This is a genomic window from Paenibacillus sp. CMM36 (genome assembly GCF_053570945.1).
In genome coordinates this window covers 11,520-28,477 of sequence record NZ_JBSEDY010000030.1, presented here as the reverse complement: position 1 = coordinate 28,477, position 16,958 = coordinate 11,520, and the positions used below count along the sequence as shown (strand labels likewise).

At 47.2% G+C, this 16,958-nt stretch carries 4 protein-coding genes, 2 rRNA genes and 1 pseudogene; all 7 read left to right on the top strand.

Features of this window, described 5'->3' with window-relative positions:
- Window positions 1–114 (top strand): 23S ribosomal RNA (locus ACWA2B_RS27105); the annotation flags it as partial.
- A 148-nt stretch (window positions 115–262) separates the two neighbouring features.
- A 5S ribosomal RNA gene (rrf, locus tag ACWA2B_RS27100) occupies window positions 263–379 on the top strand.
- 484 nt (window positions 380–863) lie between these two features.
- Window positions 864–1,118, top strand: a pseudogene (locus tag ACWA2B_RS27095) (zinc ribbon domain-containing protein); the annotation flags it as partial.
- A 421-nt stretch (window positions 1,119–1,539) separates the two neighbouring features.
- Window positions 1,540–1,863 carry a PBECR4 domain-containing protein gene (locus tag ACWA2B_RS27090; protein ID WP_449292828.1) on the top strand — a complete coding sequence of 108 codons (324 nt, stop codon included), beginning with the start codon at window positions 1,540–1,542 and terminating at the stop codon, window positions 1,861–1,863.
- Window positions 1,864–2,145: 282 nt separating this feature from the next.
- Window positions 2,146–2,322 (top strand): GNAT family acetyltransferase, encoded by a 177-nt coding sequence (locus ACWA2B_RS27085; RefSeq protein WP_238438043.1) that lies wholly within the window; start codon window positions 2,146–2,148, stop codon window positions 2,320–2,322.
- A gap of 749 nt (window positions 2,323–3,071) precedes the next feature.
- Window positions 3,072–4,295: an ACP S-malonyltransferase gene (fabD, locus tag ACWA2B_RS27080; protein WP_449292827.1), complete on the top strand. Its 1,224-nt coding sequence runs from the start codon at window positions 3,072–3,074 to the stop codon at window positions 4,293–4,295.
- The gene (locus ACWA2B_RS27075) at window positions 4,270–16,950 is read left to right on the top strand and encodes an amino acid adenylation domain-containing protein (RefSeq protein WP_449292826.1); all 12,681 of its coding nucleotides are present in this window, start codon (window positions 4,270–4,272) and stop codon (window positions 16,948–16,950) included. The genes fabD and ACWA2B_RS27075 overlap by 26 nt, the downstream gene beginning before the upstream one ends.
- The last annotated feature ends 8 nt before the right edge of the window (window positions 16,951–16,958 follow it).

Sequence of the window (16,958 nt, the reverse complement as noted above, 5' to 3'; positions counted from 1 at the left end):
ATGAGATTTCCCAGTATGTAAGACCCCTTGAAGACGACGAGGTAGATAGGTTGGGGGTGGAAGTGCAGTAATGCATGGAGCTGACCAATACTAATCGGTCGAGGGCTTATCCTAAGATAAAACGCAAAAGAGTTTCGGATCCAGTTTTCAGGGTGTAACCTTGAACGTATGTAGAAATACATACGAAATACGCATTGAAATTCATTCACACAGCTGTGATGAAGCGAATATCATACGAAAGAATTTACGATGTAAATTCATGTTTGGTGGCGATAGCGGAGGGGTTCCACACGTACCCATCCCGAACACGACCGTTAAGCCCTCCAGCGCCGATGGTACTTGGACCGCAGGGTCCTGGGAGAGTAGGACGTCGCCAAGCACGATAAAAGAGAGCACAGCCTTAATGGGCTGTGCTCTCTTTTATCTTTTCGGAATTAGATATTTAAACAGTTTAAAAATAGGATATGGAAACTAAGAAGGAATAACATAGAAGTAACCTAGTCTTGACGAAGAGTAGGCTAGATAGGTGATGTAGTTCTTACATTGAAATAACAGAAACGGAACATGTATTAAAAATGCCTTGGTCATACCCTGCTGGATTAATGAACTCGTATCCCGTTTCTAAAGCTGCAGGGAATGTTCGCCATACAGACGCAAGTTTAATTGAAGAAATTCCTCTTAACTCAAAGTGAACTGTTAGCCTAAAGAGTGCTATTATATGTATGAGCATGGATATGTACTCCGTCCATATGAAATAAAAGTAAGTATAACGGAATGCTGGATTATTATGCTTGTTCCTGAAGACATGTCTCTGAAAGGTTTTAAGACATTTATTTTTGGGTGCTAACAAGGACAAAGTGAGAAATCAGCTTGCTAAAGCGACGATAAGTGAAGTACCTTGGAGCTTGTTCCGTTCGATGTTTGAGTACAAGGCGAACTGGTAAGGACGTGATCTGATTATTGCACCCAAAGCTAGTAACCAATTATGCTCATGTTGCGGTTACAAAAATGCAGACGTGAAGAATCTTGGCTTGCGTGAATGGACTTGTCCCAGCTGTAATGTACATCATGATCGGGACGTGAACGCTGCCAATAATCTGCTGAAACTCGCATTGTAATTGCATCTATTGGGTTAGAGACTAGCCTGTAAACTTGGAGCAGTAGCTCTATTGACCAAGAAGCACCCATCTTTTAGGTGGCGTGTAGTTCACTAAGTCATTAGATGAACAAATATAATTTTAAAGATAAACTTGAACAAATGAAATGCCGCATATAGTGTAAAGTAACCCGCTGTATTAAGGATTCAGTTTGGTTTCTAAGGATAAAAATCACTTTGCATGTTGCTATTTATGAGCAAATTTATTTGCTCCGACTACGCGGATGAGGCACTCGCGCGTACCCGCTTGGGGGCACTTACGGGTGAAAAATAGTTCCATTCCTATCCCGCAGGGAGATGATCTCTGCCGTTGCCACTATTATGTTAATAACGTGAATCGGCCTTGATTATTCAAGGCCGATTCTTGAGCTTAGGGAAATGTTATGTACTTATCTGTTCATGAACTCATAGATTTAGAAGAGCTTCCTTCAGAAGAGCAATTGACGCTGCAGACCATTGCACAATTTTATGAGGAGCACCTTTGTAACTTAATTTTTCATTATAAAATTCGTCATAAAAAGCGTGGCATCAGGTTGCATTTTAGAACTTTTGATCTTCTTCATTTACTTTGCATACATAAAATGGAAACTGGGTCTTCATATCGTGGAAAAAAAGGGTTTCCAAAATTAAGACAAGGAACACTGACTTTAGAAATGCTGAAAAAAGCCAACTTAGGCGGATATGAGAGAACCATTTATCGTATATGACATTTCCCATTTCTTCATAAATTACTACATCAACCTAGCTTTATTATTTTTAATCCTCAGTTAGCCCAAAGCATGATTGATGCTGAGTTTATGTTGTATAACATTTTTAGTGGCAGATACATTCATTTGGGTATAAAGAAAGAAGATAATTCGGACTTTTACGTTCCTGTTACTTTTTTGGAGCGTAAACCCCCTTATCAAGGAATGACTGTTGTTAAAATTGATGACATAGATATTGATTTTACCTGAACATTCAGATAACTTAGTGCAGACGAACAGTATGTGACCTACGAAGCGTACGAAATGATCCGGCAGTTGGGACTCCAGTGGCCTGCCACTCAGGCAGACGTTGCTCTCATTCGGGAGAACATTAAACACAATGATTGCTATGTGCTGGAAATTAACGGGGTCATTCAGGCTACTGTTAGCCATTCGAAAAATAAGCCCTTGATTTTATAATCGACTTGCCGTTTGTGATGTGGTTCGCTGTAGACCCCGCTGCACAGGCCAAGGGTACGGGAGAAAACGAATTGAGTAGAACACACGATTATTCGTGATCAGTTGGGTGCCCCTGCGGTGACACTGGCGACAGCGGAGAAGCATCCATATCTGCTATCCATGTACGAGCGTTGGGAATTCATTAAAAATTACAAACAATGCCTGATTTTTAGACAAAAGAGGGCATTGTTTGTGTATATAATATACTTATACATTATATCGACATACTTTAATTTACTTTTATATTTATATTGAAACAAAATCATTCATATATCGCATTTTTTCCTTATTAAAGGAATTTAAAAAAGATATTGACATTTTTCGAGTCCATATCTATTATATAAATAAAATATTTCTCATTTAATACTTAACATCGAAAAACATCCTGTATGACCTCAACAATTTCTCATTACATTCATCTATGATACTGAATTTTAGGTTCCAAGCCTGGAATTCCAGTATACCTCAAGTTTTTTTACACTTCCAAGTCTACTCACACATCTGACTTTTGATCTCAATCACACCACGAATGGAAACTCCATAACCAACTCATTTTTACATGTCGATTACTGTTTTTTGACAATCGGTTTTGTTGCTTTTTGCTACATCTATCTCTACAGCTATTGTCTTCATACATATGTACATTAACACCTGAATCGTAAAAACATTTTTGCTTTGCCACATCTTTGTGGGGAGGAAAGGGGTTTGATATGAATCGCATTGCTTTGGTTTTTCCTGGGCAAGGCTCTCAGTATGTAGGAATGGGGGCTACGTGGCATAGCGGCTTTGCAGAAGCGGATCGCTTGTTCGAAGAGGCTGCTGATATTTTGGGATATGATCTGAAAGCTTTATGCATGGCAGGTCCGATGACCCAGCTATCCAGAACATTCTATACTCAGCCCGCACTTCTCACGATCAGTGTCATTGCATTCCGGCGTTATATGCATGAAATCGGAATTATCCCTGAATTTTCAGCAGGTCATAGCCTGGGTGAATATTCAGCTCTGGTAAGTAGCGGTGTTCTATCCTTTAGCGACGCTTTACGACTGGTTCAAAAGCGAGGACGCATCATGGAAGAAGCCGCAGAGGCCGGTCTGGGCAGCATGATTGCCATTCGCGGAGCTGAGTTGAACGCCGTGGAAGAATTCTGTCGTCTGCACTCCCCAATCGATCAGCCTGCTGTTATTGCTTGTTACAATTCGCCTAATCAGTATGTCATCTCTGGTCATCATACATCGATAGCTATGGTAGCTGACAAGTTAGAACAGCGGGGGGCCCAAATTGCTCGCTTGCAGGTTAGTGGTCCTTTTCATAGTCCGCTTATGCAGCATGCTGCGGACAGGCTGACCATCGAGCTGCAAAAATACACTTTCCATGAAGCGCAGTGGCCCGTGATCTCCAATGTGACCGCTCTGCCATACCCCGATGTTGACAGCATCCGTCAAGGATTGATTTTGCAAATGACTCACCCGGTTCGATGGATTCAGACCATGCAGTATATGGAGAATCATGGCGTAAAACAAGGCATCGAGTTAGGTCCACGAACGGTGCTGAAAAATTTGGCGAAGGAAATAAACACTACCATTGAATTTCTGTCCGTGGATAGAGACTTGGATCGCGTTGAACTGGAACGCCGCTTCTCAATCCGTGATTGGGTTGCTTGTTCCCTTTCACTGGCGGTATCTACCCCCAATGCCAATTGGAATGAAGATGATTATCGAAAGGGTGTTATTTTACCTGTTCGAAGACTGGAAGAATTACTTCGAAGCTCTGAATCAGGGAGCGGTTCACCTCCTGCTTTTGAGCAAAGACAGGAGATTTTGGAGTGTATTCGCCTGGTGTTGCAAACCAAACAGGTCTCCGAAGGAGAGCAGAAAGTAATGCTAGAGCAATTGAGGAGGGATCAGGATGGAACAGTTTCAAACTTTAATTGAAATCATTCAAGACCGTGCAAGCCGGGATGAGAACGGAATCACCTTTATTTCTGGTGATAAACAAGAGGAATACGTATCCTACTGTAAACTTCTGGAGCAAGCATCACAGGTACTTTATGAATTACAGGAAAAAGGGATACAAGCTGGCGATGAGCTGATCATGCAGATCGACGACAATCATACCTTTGTGAATGTATTTTGGGGTTGCCTACTCGGTGGAATCGTTCCTGTTCCTATAAGCATAGGGAATAATGATGAGCATAAAAAGAAGTTGTTTAAAATCTGGAATACACTTTCCCGCCCTAATATGATTGCAGATGACAAGGTATTGGAACAGTTAGAAAAATACTCGCACCAGCACGAACTGCTGGATTCCTTTGAGCCCGTTAAAAAAGCGACTTTTTCAAGCCATATATTCGATTATTCCAATCAGAGTAAAGGTGTTGCCCATATACCCAAACCGGAGGATTTAGCTTTTATCCAATTTTCCTCAGGTTCTACAGGTGATCCTAAAGGAGTCATGCTGACGCATGAAAATTTGGTTTACAATATTCGGGATATCGCAAATCAAACGGGCATGAGCTCCAAGGATGCTTATTTGGGCTGGATGCCGCTTACGCATGACCTGGGATTGATCGCATTTCATTTAACCTGTGTGATCGCTAATGCCAAGCAGTTGATTATGCCAACGGCACTTTTTATCAGACGCCCGTCTTTATGGCTAAAAAAAGTATCGGAGCATAAGGTGACTCAAATATGCTCTCCCAATTTTGGATATAAATTTTTTCTCGATCAGTATAAACCCGAAACAGCAGCTAACTGGGATTTGTCAAGTGTCCGTATGATCTTAAATGGAGCGGAGCCCGTATCTGTGGAGCTTTGTGATGTGTTTATGGATGCAATGAGTGTTCACGGTTTGAATAAAAATGCGATGTTTCCTGTCTACGGATTGGCAGAGGCGAGTGTGGGAGTTTCCTCTCCACCTCTGGACAAAAGCACCTTTATACCCATTCATTTGAACCGGCAGCAGTTACACGTGGGTGAACCCATAGAAGAAGTGGACAAGTCCGACAAGCGGTGTCTTACTTTTGTGGATTTGGGGTATCCGTTGGCCAGTACCTCTGTCCGCATTTGCGATGAAAAAAATCAGGTGCTTGAAGATGGGGTGATTGGACACACACAGATCCGCGGCAAAAATGTGACATCCGGATATTATAACAATCCAGAGGCTACCGCGAAGGTCAAAACAGAGGATGGCTGGCTTATTACCGGCGATTTAGGGTTTATGCGGAACGGTCGCCTGACTATTACTGGTAGAGCCAAGGATATCATTTTCGTGAACGGACAGAATGTCTACCCGCATGACATCGAGAGGATTGCCGAGGAACTGGATGGTGTGGATCTCGGAAAAGTAGCCGTGTGCGGTGTACATGATACGCAAACGAGGCAGGATCGTATTATTGCCTTTGTGATGCACACGAAAAAGATAGAGCATTTTGTACCGCTTGTCCAAAAGCTGAAAAGTCATCTAAATTACCGGGGAGGTTGGCATATTCAGGATGTGGTTCCGATCCGGCGTATTCCTAAAACAACCAGTGGAAAGGTTCAGCGCTTCAAATTAGCCCAGAGTTATGAGCAGGGCGAATTTGATGAAATATTGACAGCACTGGCCGAGGCTACTCGAGTCATGCAAGCAGCTGAGCGTGTAGTCTTACCTCAAGGAGAGATAGAACAGAAGCTGATTGGAATCTGCCAGGATATTTTAAATGTAAAGTCGATCGGGACGGACGACAGCTACTTTGATATCGGAGTGACTTCCTTGCAGCTCGTTCAAATTGTGGACCTGTTGGAGGATCAATTAGGGATTCATATTGAGGTGACGGACTTCTTTTCCTATCCGACCATCGCCAAGCTTGCTGCATATATCTCTAGTCAGGGCATGAGCAGCGACCCGGCTGCAACAGCACAGTCCGAGACCAAGGAGGAAGCAAATGTCCGGGATATCGCCATCATCGGCATGTCAGGCAAGTTTCCTCAAGCGGAAACATTAGAGCAGTTTTGGGCGAATGTGGCATCAGGGGCTGACAATATCGGCCCGTACAGCGATGAAAGAAGAAAAGATGCCGAAGATTTCATTTCCCGTTTGAATACGGAAGGACGGAATATGCAAATTGCAGAAGGCGGCTATCTGGATGAAGTAGACAAGTTCGATTACTCCTTCTTTAAGCTGACTCCACGGGAAGCCTCACTCATGGACCCGAATCAACGGTTATTTCTACAAACAGCCTGGAGCACGATTGAGGATGCGGGGTATGGGGGTAAGCAACTGGCAGGCCGAAAGGTCGGCGTGTATGTCGGCTTCTCCAAAACCAGCTTCGAATACGAGCGTTTGTTGTCTGAGGTGGAACCGGGAGCGCTGCCGAACTTTGCCATTGGTAATTTATCATCCATTATTTCCAGCAGGATTGCATATTTGCTCGATCTAAAAGGTCCGGCGCTAACAATTGATACAGCATGCTCTTCATCACTCGTAGCAGTGCATTTGGCCTGCAAGTCCATCCTTAGCGGAGACTGCGACATGGCCTTGGCAGGTGGAGTGAAGACGATTTTACTGCCGCTGAAAGCGGGCATTGGCATGGAATCCTCTGATGATCGAGCACGCGCCTTCGACGACCAGTCGGACGGAACGGGCTGGGGTGAAGGAGTTGGAGCCGTTTTACTGAAGCCGCTGCGCAAAGCGGAACAAGACGGTGACAACATTTTAGCCGTGATCAAGGGAAGTGCCATCAATCAGGACGGCAGCACGATTGGTATTTCCGCGCCGAATGCCCTCGCTCAGGCAGAAGTGATTTCGCAGGCGTGGCGTGATGCACGGATTGATCCTGAAACGATAAGTTATATCGAAGCACATGGCACCGGCACCAAGCTGGGTGATCCGGTTGAGATTGACGGCATTACCAAGGCTTTCCGCAAGCATACACAGCGTAAGCAGTTTGTGGCGATCAGCACGGTCAAAACGAATATCGGTCATTTATACGAAGCCGCTGGGATTGCAGGCTTGATCAAATCCGTATTGTCCATGAAGCACCAACAGATTGCACCGCTCGTTCATTTTCGCACACCAAACCAAAAGATCCATTTTGAGGAATCCCCGGTATATGCTAGTACGAAGCTTAGGGAATGGAAGACGGACGGTTTCCCCAGAAGAAGCGGACTGAGTTCCTTTGGATTCAGCGGGACAAACTGCCATGTGGTGCTGGAGGAATATATAGCGAAGACGGAATCAGACCAAGCCTCAACGGACAGCAACAATAGATCATCACCACTGCTGCTGACCCTGTCAGCGCGGAGTGAATCCGCTTTGCACGAGCTGGTCGGGCGATACGCAGAACGGTTCGGACGTGCGGAAGAACTCGTGATGCAGGATGTATGCTATACGGCTAACACAGGCAGAAGTCACCTGAATCACCGGATTGCTGTTACTGCCGCAGGGGCGGATGCGTTGAAGGCGAAGGTGCTTCAGTTACACGAACAAGGTAGAGTCGTCGAAGGTGTATACACCGGGAAAGCGGATAGCACAGGTGGCGCAGAGATGGTCACTGGAAGCTTGGACACGTTGCAATCACTGGAGCAACTGGCTGCCAAGTATGTGCAAGGAGCGCAGATCGATTGGAATGCCCTCTATGCAGGTAAGCACTATAAAAAGGTTTCTCTGCCTACGTATCCATTCGAACGGAAAAGATGCTGGATTAACGTACCCGAACAGGTTCGAACGGAACAGAAGGTACCAGTTCATGAAAACTCAAAAGCAAAGGAGTCTGGAATTATGGGGAACGAGTATTCAGCGCCAGCATCTACTACCGATCAGCACAAATCATCTATTCTTCAAAAGTTAGCGAAAATGATCGGTAACGTGTCCCAACTCAGTCTGGAGGAACTGGAGCCACAAACACATTTTCTGGAGCTTGGGCTGGATTCCATTAATTTGTCCCAGGTTCGCCACAGTATCAAGGATACCTTCGGACTGGACATTCCAATGAACGAATTTTTCGAATCGTTGACCACGCTGGAGCTGTTGGCCAGCTACGTAGCCGAGCGGGTCAGCATTTTCACTTCTGCTGAAACCCCGGTTCAATCTGTGGAAAATCGTCCAGAAACAACTCTGAATCAGGTTGATCACGCAGCTTTCCCGCTAACCCAACCGTCTCATGAATCCGCTGTTCCGGCTGCGGCATCCGTTTATGCCATAGACACGGCTGGACAAACACGGGCTCAAAGCTTTCCAATCGCTACAGCTCCTGCGGCTGTAGAGCGAATTTTGGAGCAACAGCTACATCTGATGTCACAGCAGCTCGATGTTCTCCGGCATCAGCCATCTGCATCCGTAATAGCTTCCGAGCCATTTAACCCGGAAACGGGCGTTTTGCTACCGGCAAGTAGTGAAAGTGCGCAGATCATCCGTACCGAATCCAAGCAGAAAGTCGCGGCTGCATTAGCACCAGCACCATCCGTAAAGGCTGTTTTCAAGCAGACAGGCAATGAAGTCAAGCCGTATACGCCTTATAAAAAGCTGGATGTTAAAGCACGTGAATTGCTTTCGCTCCGTCAGGAACAACACCTGCAAGAACTGATTGAACGCTACACGGCCCGTACGGGTAGCACCAAACAGTACACCCAGCAGTATCGCTCCGTATACGCCAATAACCGCAATGTGGCTGGTTTCCGGCCTGTTTTGAAGGAAATGGTGTATCAAATTGTATCCCAACGCGCCGATGGTTCAAAAATTTGGGATCTGGACGGCAATGAATATGTCGACTTGACGATGGGCTTTGGTGTGAATCTGTTCGGACACAATCCAGCCTTTATTCGTGAAGAAATTGAAGAAGAGCTGAAGAACGGCATGTGTGTCGGCCCCATGTCCAACATGGCCGGACAGGTCGCCGAGCGAATATGCAAGATGACCGGCGTGGAACGGATTGCCCTGTATAATTCCGGCACGGAAGCCGTCATGGTCGCGCTCCGTTTGGCACGTGCTGCCACTGGACGAGCTAAAGTCGTCATTTTTGCTGGCTCGTATCACGGTACATTCGACGGGGTGCTGGCACTGGGGAGCGCGGGTGATGACAAGGAGCATTCGACACCTCTAGCTCCAGGTATCTTGCAGCATATGGTGGACGATGTCGTCGTGCTTCATTATGGGGCGGACGATTCTCTGGATTATATCCGCACCCATGCGCATGAACTGGCCGCGGTTATCGTGGAGCCGGTACAAAGCCGCCGACCAGATTTTCAGCCTAAAGCCTTTTTGCAGGAAATTCGCCAGATAACGGAGCAGTCGGGTACTGCCTTCATTTTTGATGAAGTCATCACAGGCTTCCGGATTCAGCCCGGAGGAGCCCAAGCGTGGTTTGGGGTACAAGCCGACCTCGTGACCTACGGTAAAATCATTGGCGGCGGGCTGCCCATCGGCATCGTAGCCGGAAAAGCCGCCTTTATGAACGGGATCGACGGAGGCACGTGGAGCTTCGGGGATGATTCCTATCCGCAGCATGAGCAGCAGCGAACCTTTGTGGCAGGAACCTTCTGCCATCATCCGCTGGCAATGGCTGCATCCTTAGCGGTGCTGGATCATTTGGAGAAGCATGGCGAGCAACTGCAAAATCGCTTGAACAGCCGCACCTCGGCGTTAGCTGCGGAGCTGAACAGCTATTTCACTGACGAACGCGTACCTATGAAGGTCGTTCACTTTGGCTCCCTATTCCGCTTCGTGCTCAAAGGCGATCTGGAGCTGTTCTTCTATCACATGCTGGACAAAGGCATCTATATCTGGGAGGGACGAAACTGCTTCTTGTCCACGGCCCATACCGAGGAAGATATTGCGCGAATCGTACAAGCGGTCAAGGATAGCGTGAACGAGCTGCGTAAAGGGGGATTTTTACCGGACCCGCCCCCGAATGGAAACGGCCCGGGGCCGGGAAAGCAACCTGTACCTGTAACCGTACCTCCAGAGGCTGAAGCAGCAGAAACAGTTATTGCGTTAACTCCAGAGCAAAAGCAGCTTTGGTTCGCTTCTGTTTCAGATCGAAGTGACTCTCAATCTTTACACGAAACCGCCTTGTTGCGGTTTCGTGGTCCACTTCAGCAGCAGGCGTTCAACCAAGCTGTCCAGACCATTGTAAACCGTCATGAAGCCTTACATATCTTTATGAGCGGCGATGGGGAAACTCAGGTGTTCGCTCCTGTGGTGAAAGCGGAAATCCCGCTTCATGATTTTACCAGTTATCGCCCAGATGAACAGGAACAACATATCCGGGCATGGATGATCAAGGACAGTGAAACCCCATTTGCCATGACGCCAGGCGAGCCATTATTCCGGATTCATCTGCTGAAAATATCGAATGAAGAGCATCTGGGTGTTTTTACGTTTCATCATTTTATCGCGGATGGCTGGTCAATCAGTGTATTCATTCAGGAACTGGAACACATCTATTCTGCGCTAGTTCGACATGCTGCCTACAACCTTCCCGATCCAGTACCTTTTCGGAATTACGTTGTTTGGCAGCAGGATCAATTGAAAGCAGGGAAAAAAGAGGCCCTTGCTTTTTGGTCGGCAGTGCTAGAAAAGCAGCAGCCTGTCCTCCATTTGCCATCTCCGGTGAGGGGAATACAGATTCCGTCTTCCAGAGGAAGCAGACATACCGTAATGCTCGAAGCGTCGCTCGTTAAACAATTGAGATCCGCCAGCATAAAGCTAGGCAGCAGTCTTTTTATAACGCTGCTATCCGCCTTTCAGATTTTTCTACATCGGCTGACAGGGCAGCAGGAAGTAACGGTGGGGGTTCCCACCGCAGGACAATCCCATATGGACGCCTTCTCTCTGATCGGCAACTGTGTCAACTTGCTTCCGATGATCAGCGAAGTGCGTCCTGATGCTACTTTTACGGAGCATGTCCAAACAGTCAAAAAGCGCATGAATGAACTGGATAGCTTCCAAAAGTACAGCTTTGCGGGACTCGCTCAGCTGGGGCTGAGGCATTTGCCTGTCATTAACGCTGTATTCAATATGGATCGACCGATTCCGCGTCTTCAATTCCATGAACTGGAAGTGGAACTCATTGAGAATGAGGTATCATTCAGCAAATACGAGTTGTTTTTGAACGTGACAGAGGCGCAGCAACAATTACGTCTTGATTTCGACTACAATTCGGATCTTTTTCAGCCAAACATGATCGAAGCCTGGTCAGGATATTTCCTGAATCTGCTGTATTCCATTGTAGAGGAAGAAGGGGCTCGCGTTTCCGCGTTGACTTTACTCCGTGCGTCGGAGAACGAACAACTTCGAACTGCATGGGCAGCAAATACCGACGCCAACGGAAACTATCTTTGCGTCCTCGATGCCTACAAGCATTTGGCACCTGTTGGGACAGCAGGGGAGGTGTATCAAGCCTCAGGAGCAGGCCTGTTGGGAACGACCCGAGAATGGGCTTACGTAGAAAACGATGGCAAGCTGCGACATATTGGCAATTTGAATCGGACTATCCACATTCGCGGACATCGGGTTAATTTGGGGCAGTTGGAGAAACACCTGCTGCAAACTTTCCGATTGGAGTCCTGCGTCATTACACCGCAAACGGACGAAGCTGGAAAAGTCTCATATATAACCGCCTATGTGGTCGCAAACGCATCGAAGCCATGGGAAGAAGACGCACTGAAAAAGGCTGCAATCGAAATTCTTCCAGATTATACGCAGCCCCGTTTTTGGATTCCTATGGATCATATTCCTCTTCTGCCGGATGGTCAGCCTGATCTACAGGCTTTGCCAGAGCCGGGACAAGCAAGTGTATTGACTAAAACAGACACCGCTCCTGAGAACCACAGCGTAGAAGATCAACTCGTGAACATTTGGATGGACGTTCTGAATGTAACAGATATCAGCGATGACGATAATTTTTTTCAACTGGGTGGTGATTCACTAAAAGCGACGGTCATTCTGTCGAGAGTCAATAAGGAATTGGGTGTACACATTCCACTCAGCCACATTTTTGAGCTGCAAACGATTGCTGAGCTGGCTACATATATTGCGGGTGGAACAAAGAAGAACTATGAACCGATTGTATCTGTGAAATCGCAAGCCTTCTATCCGGTATCTTCTTCCCAAAAGAGAATGTACGTGCTGGATCAGCTGGGAGGTGGAAAGGCCTATCATGTACCCGGTCAGCTTTTCATAGAGGGAGATTTGGAGGTTCCCCGCTTCATTGAAGCCGTTAGGGAAGTTATTTTGCGTCATGAATCCTTTAGGACGTATTTCGATCTGGAAGACGGGGAAGTGGTACAAAAAGTTCGGGACACGATTCCATTCGACATTCCATATACCCGTATTTCCAAGGAAGAAGCAAAACAGGCTCGGACCTTGTTTGTTCAGCCTTTTCATCTGGGAACAGCTCCTTTATTCCGCGCCGAACTGTACGAATTTATCGAAGGTGGCTTCAATCTGCTAGTGGATATGCATCACATCGTGTCCGATGGTTTCTCCATGGCCGTGCTGCTAGATGAAATCATTCAACGGTATCAGGGCAGACAGCTTGCGAACATTCAGCTTCATTACAAAGACTTTGTTGCTTGGCAGAAGCAGCAGATCACTGACGACGCATTGCAAGCGCATGAATCATATTGGCTCCAGACCTTGAAGGGCGAGCTTCCTGTACTAAATATGCCTACGGACTTTTCGCGTCCACAATCACAAAGCTTTGAAGGTGACAGCTTGACCGTCACCTTGGAATCCAAACTTACTAACACACTCTACAAATTGGCCCAAGATACCGAATCTACGATCTTTATGGTACTTTTGGCGGCTTATAATATCCTGCTGGGCAAATATACTGGCCAAGAGGACATTATCGTGGGTACACCTGTTGCCGGAAGACGGCATGTGGATACGCAAGCGATGATTGGCATGTTCGTCAATACGCTGGTTCTTCGCAATCAGCCGCGATCTTCTTTAACGTTCCAATCCTTTTTGCAGGAGGTTAAGCAAAACTCGCTGCTGGCACTGGAGCATCAGGAATACCCGTTTGATGAGCTTGTAGACAGGCTGGAACTGGTGCGCGACCTAAGTCGAAACCCGGTGTTCGATACGATGTTCAGTTTGCAAAATGTCGGCACAGATGTTTTGGAAACAGGAGGCATTCGTTTTAAACCGGAAGAATTCAACGCGGGTATATCCAAGGTGGATTTTTCATTGCATGTGACCGAGGAAAAAGAATGTTTGTCCTTCACTTTGGAGTATGGCACAAAGCTGTTTAAACCGGAGACCATCCGACGGATGGGAGAGCATTTTGTGCGAATTTTGGAAACGGTGACGCAGGATGTCGGGGTGCGGTTGGCCGATATTACGATCGTATCTGATGAAGAGAAGCAATTACTGCTAACCGAATTTAATCATACCGTTGTACCTTTCCCGCACCATGAGACAGTTCACGGGCAGTTTGAAAAGCAGGTCGTACAGACGCCGGGTCATATAGCATTGGTGTTCGGAAATCAGCGTCTGACCTACCGGGACTTGAACGAACGTGCTAACTCACTGGCACGGATACTTCAAGCGCATGGCGTAGGACCCGATAAGCTAGTCGGCCTGATGGTGCAGCGTTCGGCGGAAATGATTATCGGTCTGCTCGCCGTGCTAAAAGCGGGTGGCGCTTATGTGCCTATCGATCCTGAATATCCGTCAGCCCGTATTGAGTATATGCTGAGTGACAGTGAGGCTGCCGTGCTCCTGACCAGTCGCGATCTGGTAGGAGAACACCATTACAGCGCCAACACCCTGTTTATCGAAGATGAGGAAGTATATCAAGGAGAAAGGACCAATCTGGAAGCCACTGCTCAGCCGGAGCATCTGGCTTACGTCATCTATACTTCTGGCTCAACCGGAAATCCGAAAGGAGTTATGCTCCAGCATCGCTCGGTGCTGAATTTTATTACAGGAATGCGTGAAGTGATCGACTTTGCAGCGAACAAAACGATTTTATCGCTAACCACTATTTCATTCGATATTTTCGTTTTGGAAGCGATTCTGCCGCTGCTAGGCGGAATGACCGTCGTGCTAGGCGACCGCCATCATCAGGTCGATCCTCAGGCACTTGGCGAACTGATTACTGCACATCACATTGACATGCTGCAAATGACGCCATCCCGGCTGCACATGCTGCTGAGTCATGAGGAAGGCTCACGTGTGCTGCAAGGTGTACAGGAAATTATGGTTGGGGGAGAAGCGCTTCCACCTAGGCTGCTGGAGGCATTGCAGAAATTGAACGGCCCCCGTATTTATAACATGTACGGACCTACGGAAACGACGGTTTGGTCGGCAGTGCAGGAACTTACCCATGCCAATCAGATTGACATTGGACGCCCCATTGCGAATACGCACATTTATATCATGGATGCGCAGAACAGATTACAGCCAATCGGTATACCGGGCGAGCTATGCATTGCAGGGGAAGGGCTGGCCCGTGGCTATTGGAACCGCGAGGATTTGACGGCAGAGAAATTTGTGGATAATCCATTTTCAATAGGGACACGAATGTACAGAACGGGTGACCTCGCTCGCTGGAAAGCAGATGGAAATTTGGAGTTTATCGGCCGAATCGACCATCAGGTGAAAGTACGTGGATTCCGGATCGAACTGGGTGAGGTTGAAAATGCTTTGATGAGCCATTCTGCAATTCAAGAGGCTGTCGTCACTGTATATCAAAACAAAGAGCAAGAATCCGTCTTGTGTGCCTACATTGTATTGCATACAGAAGAAACACCAAGCTTAACGGTCATTCATGAACATGTCGCCAAGTTGCTCCCGTATTATTCGGTTCCGTCTTACTTCGTGTTTCTGGATCGGATACCGTTGACACCGAACGGAAAAACCGACCGAAAAGCATTGCCGGAGCCTGAAAAGCTATTCCGACCGGATGTGGCCTATGTAGCGCCGCGAAATGATGTGGAAGAAGCTTTGGCCGCCGTATGGCAAGATGTTTTGGGACGCGATCAGGTGGGCATTCAGGATAACTTTTTTCTGCTCGGGGGCGACTCGATTAAAGCAGTTCAAGTCATCGCACGCATGCGTCTCTACGGGTATTCACTGGATATCCGACATGTACTGGAGCATCCGTCCATTGAAATCCTGAGCGGCTATGCAGAAGCATTGTCCCGTCCGATAGAGCAAGGTCCGATAGATGGAGAAGTACCACTGACACCGATACAACGACATCTACTCGATGGGTTTGAACGGCATCCAGCATCCGAGGCACTTCCTGCCGCAATGTCGGTACTGCTGTTGGCAAAGTCGGGCTTTGACGAGCAGCCATTGCGAGCCGCATTGAAGAAAATCGTAGAGCACCACGATGCTCTGCGCCTTGGCTTATTACAACAGGCTGACGAGTCGGTTACGCAAGCTCACAAAGGACTGCATGAACAGCTAATCACGCTGGAGGTACTGTCGCTTACGGGAACGGAAAGCGAAGCACGCAGCCAGATGGAAGCTGAATGTCAACGGATTCAAAGCAGCCTGCGGCTGTTTGAAGGACCACGAGTTCGGGCAGGGCTTTTCCGTCTGGATAGCGGAGATCATCTTTTCCTTGCTGTAGACCCACTAGTGGCTGACGCCATTTCATGGAATATTTTGCTCGAAGATCTGGCAACAGGCTACGGACAAGCTCTGGATGGGGAAACGATTGTTTTACCGGACAAAACGAACGCTTACCAAACGTGGGCAGAGCATCTTGAGCATTATGCGAATAGTAAAGAGCTGCTCAAGGAGCAGGACTATTGGAACAAGATAGAGTTGTCAGAGTGGAGAACGCTTCCCAAAGACCATGAAGTCATTACGGATTCTGGATCGGAGAGACAAACACATCAGCTCCACCTGCAATTATCAACTGACGAAACCCAGCATCTGATGACACAGGTCAATCATGCCTATAATACCGTGCCGGAGGAAGTACTGCTGTCCGTACTGGGGCAAACAGTGTCTGAATGGTCAGGACAAGAACGGATTGCACTCTACGTGGAGAACCCTGGCCGAGAGCAGGCTGAAACAAATTCGCTGGATATCTCCAGAACGGTAGGGCAGTTTACGTCCGTGTATCCAGTTGTACTGGACATCAAATCTGCGGATGATACAGCGCTGTTGCTCAAGCGTGTGAAGGAAACGGTTCGGCAGGTTCCAAATCACGGATTGGGCTACGGTGTATTGAGATATCTGACCGAAGCCAGCAATCCAACGGATTCTAAACGTTTTCGTCATCCGGAAATTGGTTTCCGTTATATAGACTCCCCACACCCGGAATCGGTTTATTTTTCACTATCGCCGCTGCAAGCTGAAATTGGACCAGGTACCAAGGATGTGATTAATGGTTCATCTTATGCTCTTTATATGGATAGCCGGTTGGAGGACGGAAAATTAAGCATCCGTATATCCTATGACAGGAATGCATATGAAGAGCGCACGGTCAAACAACTTTTCTCCCGCTTCGAAACACACCTGTTGAATACCATTCGTCATTGCCTTGATCAGTCCGGTCAGGAACTGACACCAACAGACGTAGGGGCAGATGATCTGGATATGGAAGAGTTCGAAGAGATGAAGCATTTTTATGAAAGCCTATAAATATTCGA

Excerpts from the sequence above, each read along its gene's own strand:
- fabD (WP_449292827.1), top strand. The coding sequence starts at position 3,072 with ATGAATCGCATTGCTTTGGTTTTTCCTGGGCAAGGCTCTCAGTATGTA.
- ACWA2B_RS27090 (WP_449292828.1), top strand. The coding sequence starts at position 1,540 with ATGTACTTATCTGTTCATGAACTCATAGATTTAGAAGAGCTTCCTTCA.
- ACWA2B_RS27075 (WP_449292826.1), top strand. The coding sequence starts at position 4,270 with ATGGAACAGTTTCAAACTTTAATTGAAATCATTCAAGACCGTGCAAGC.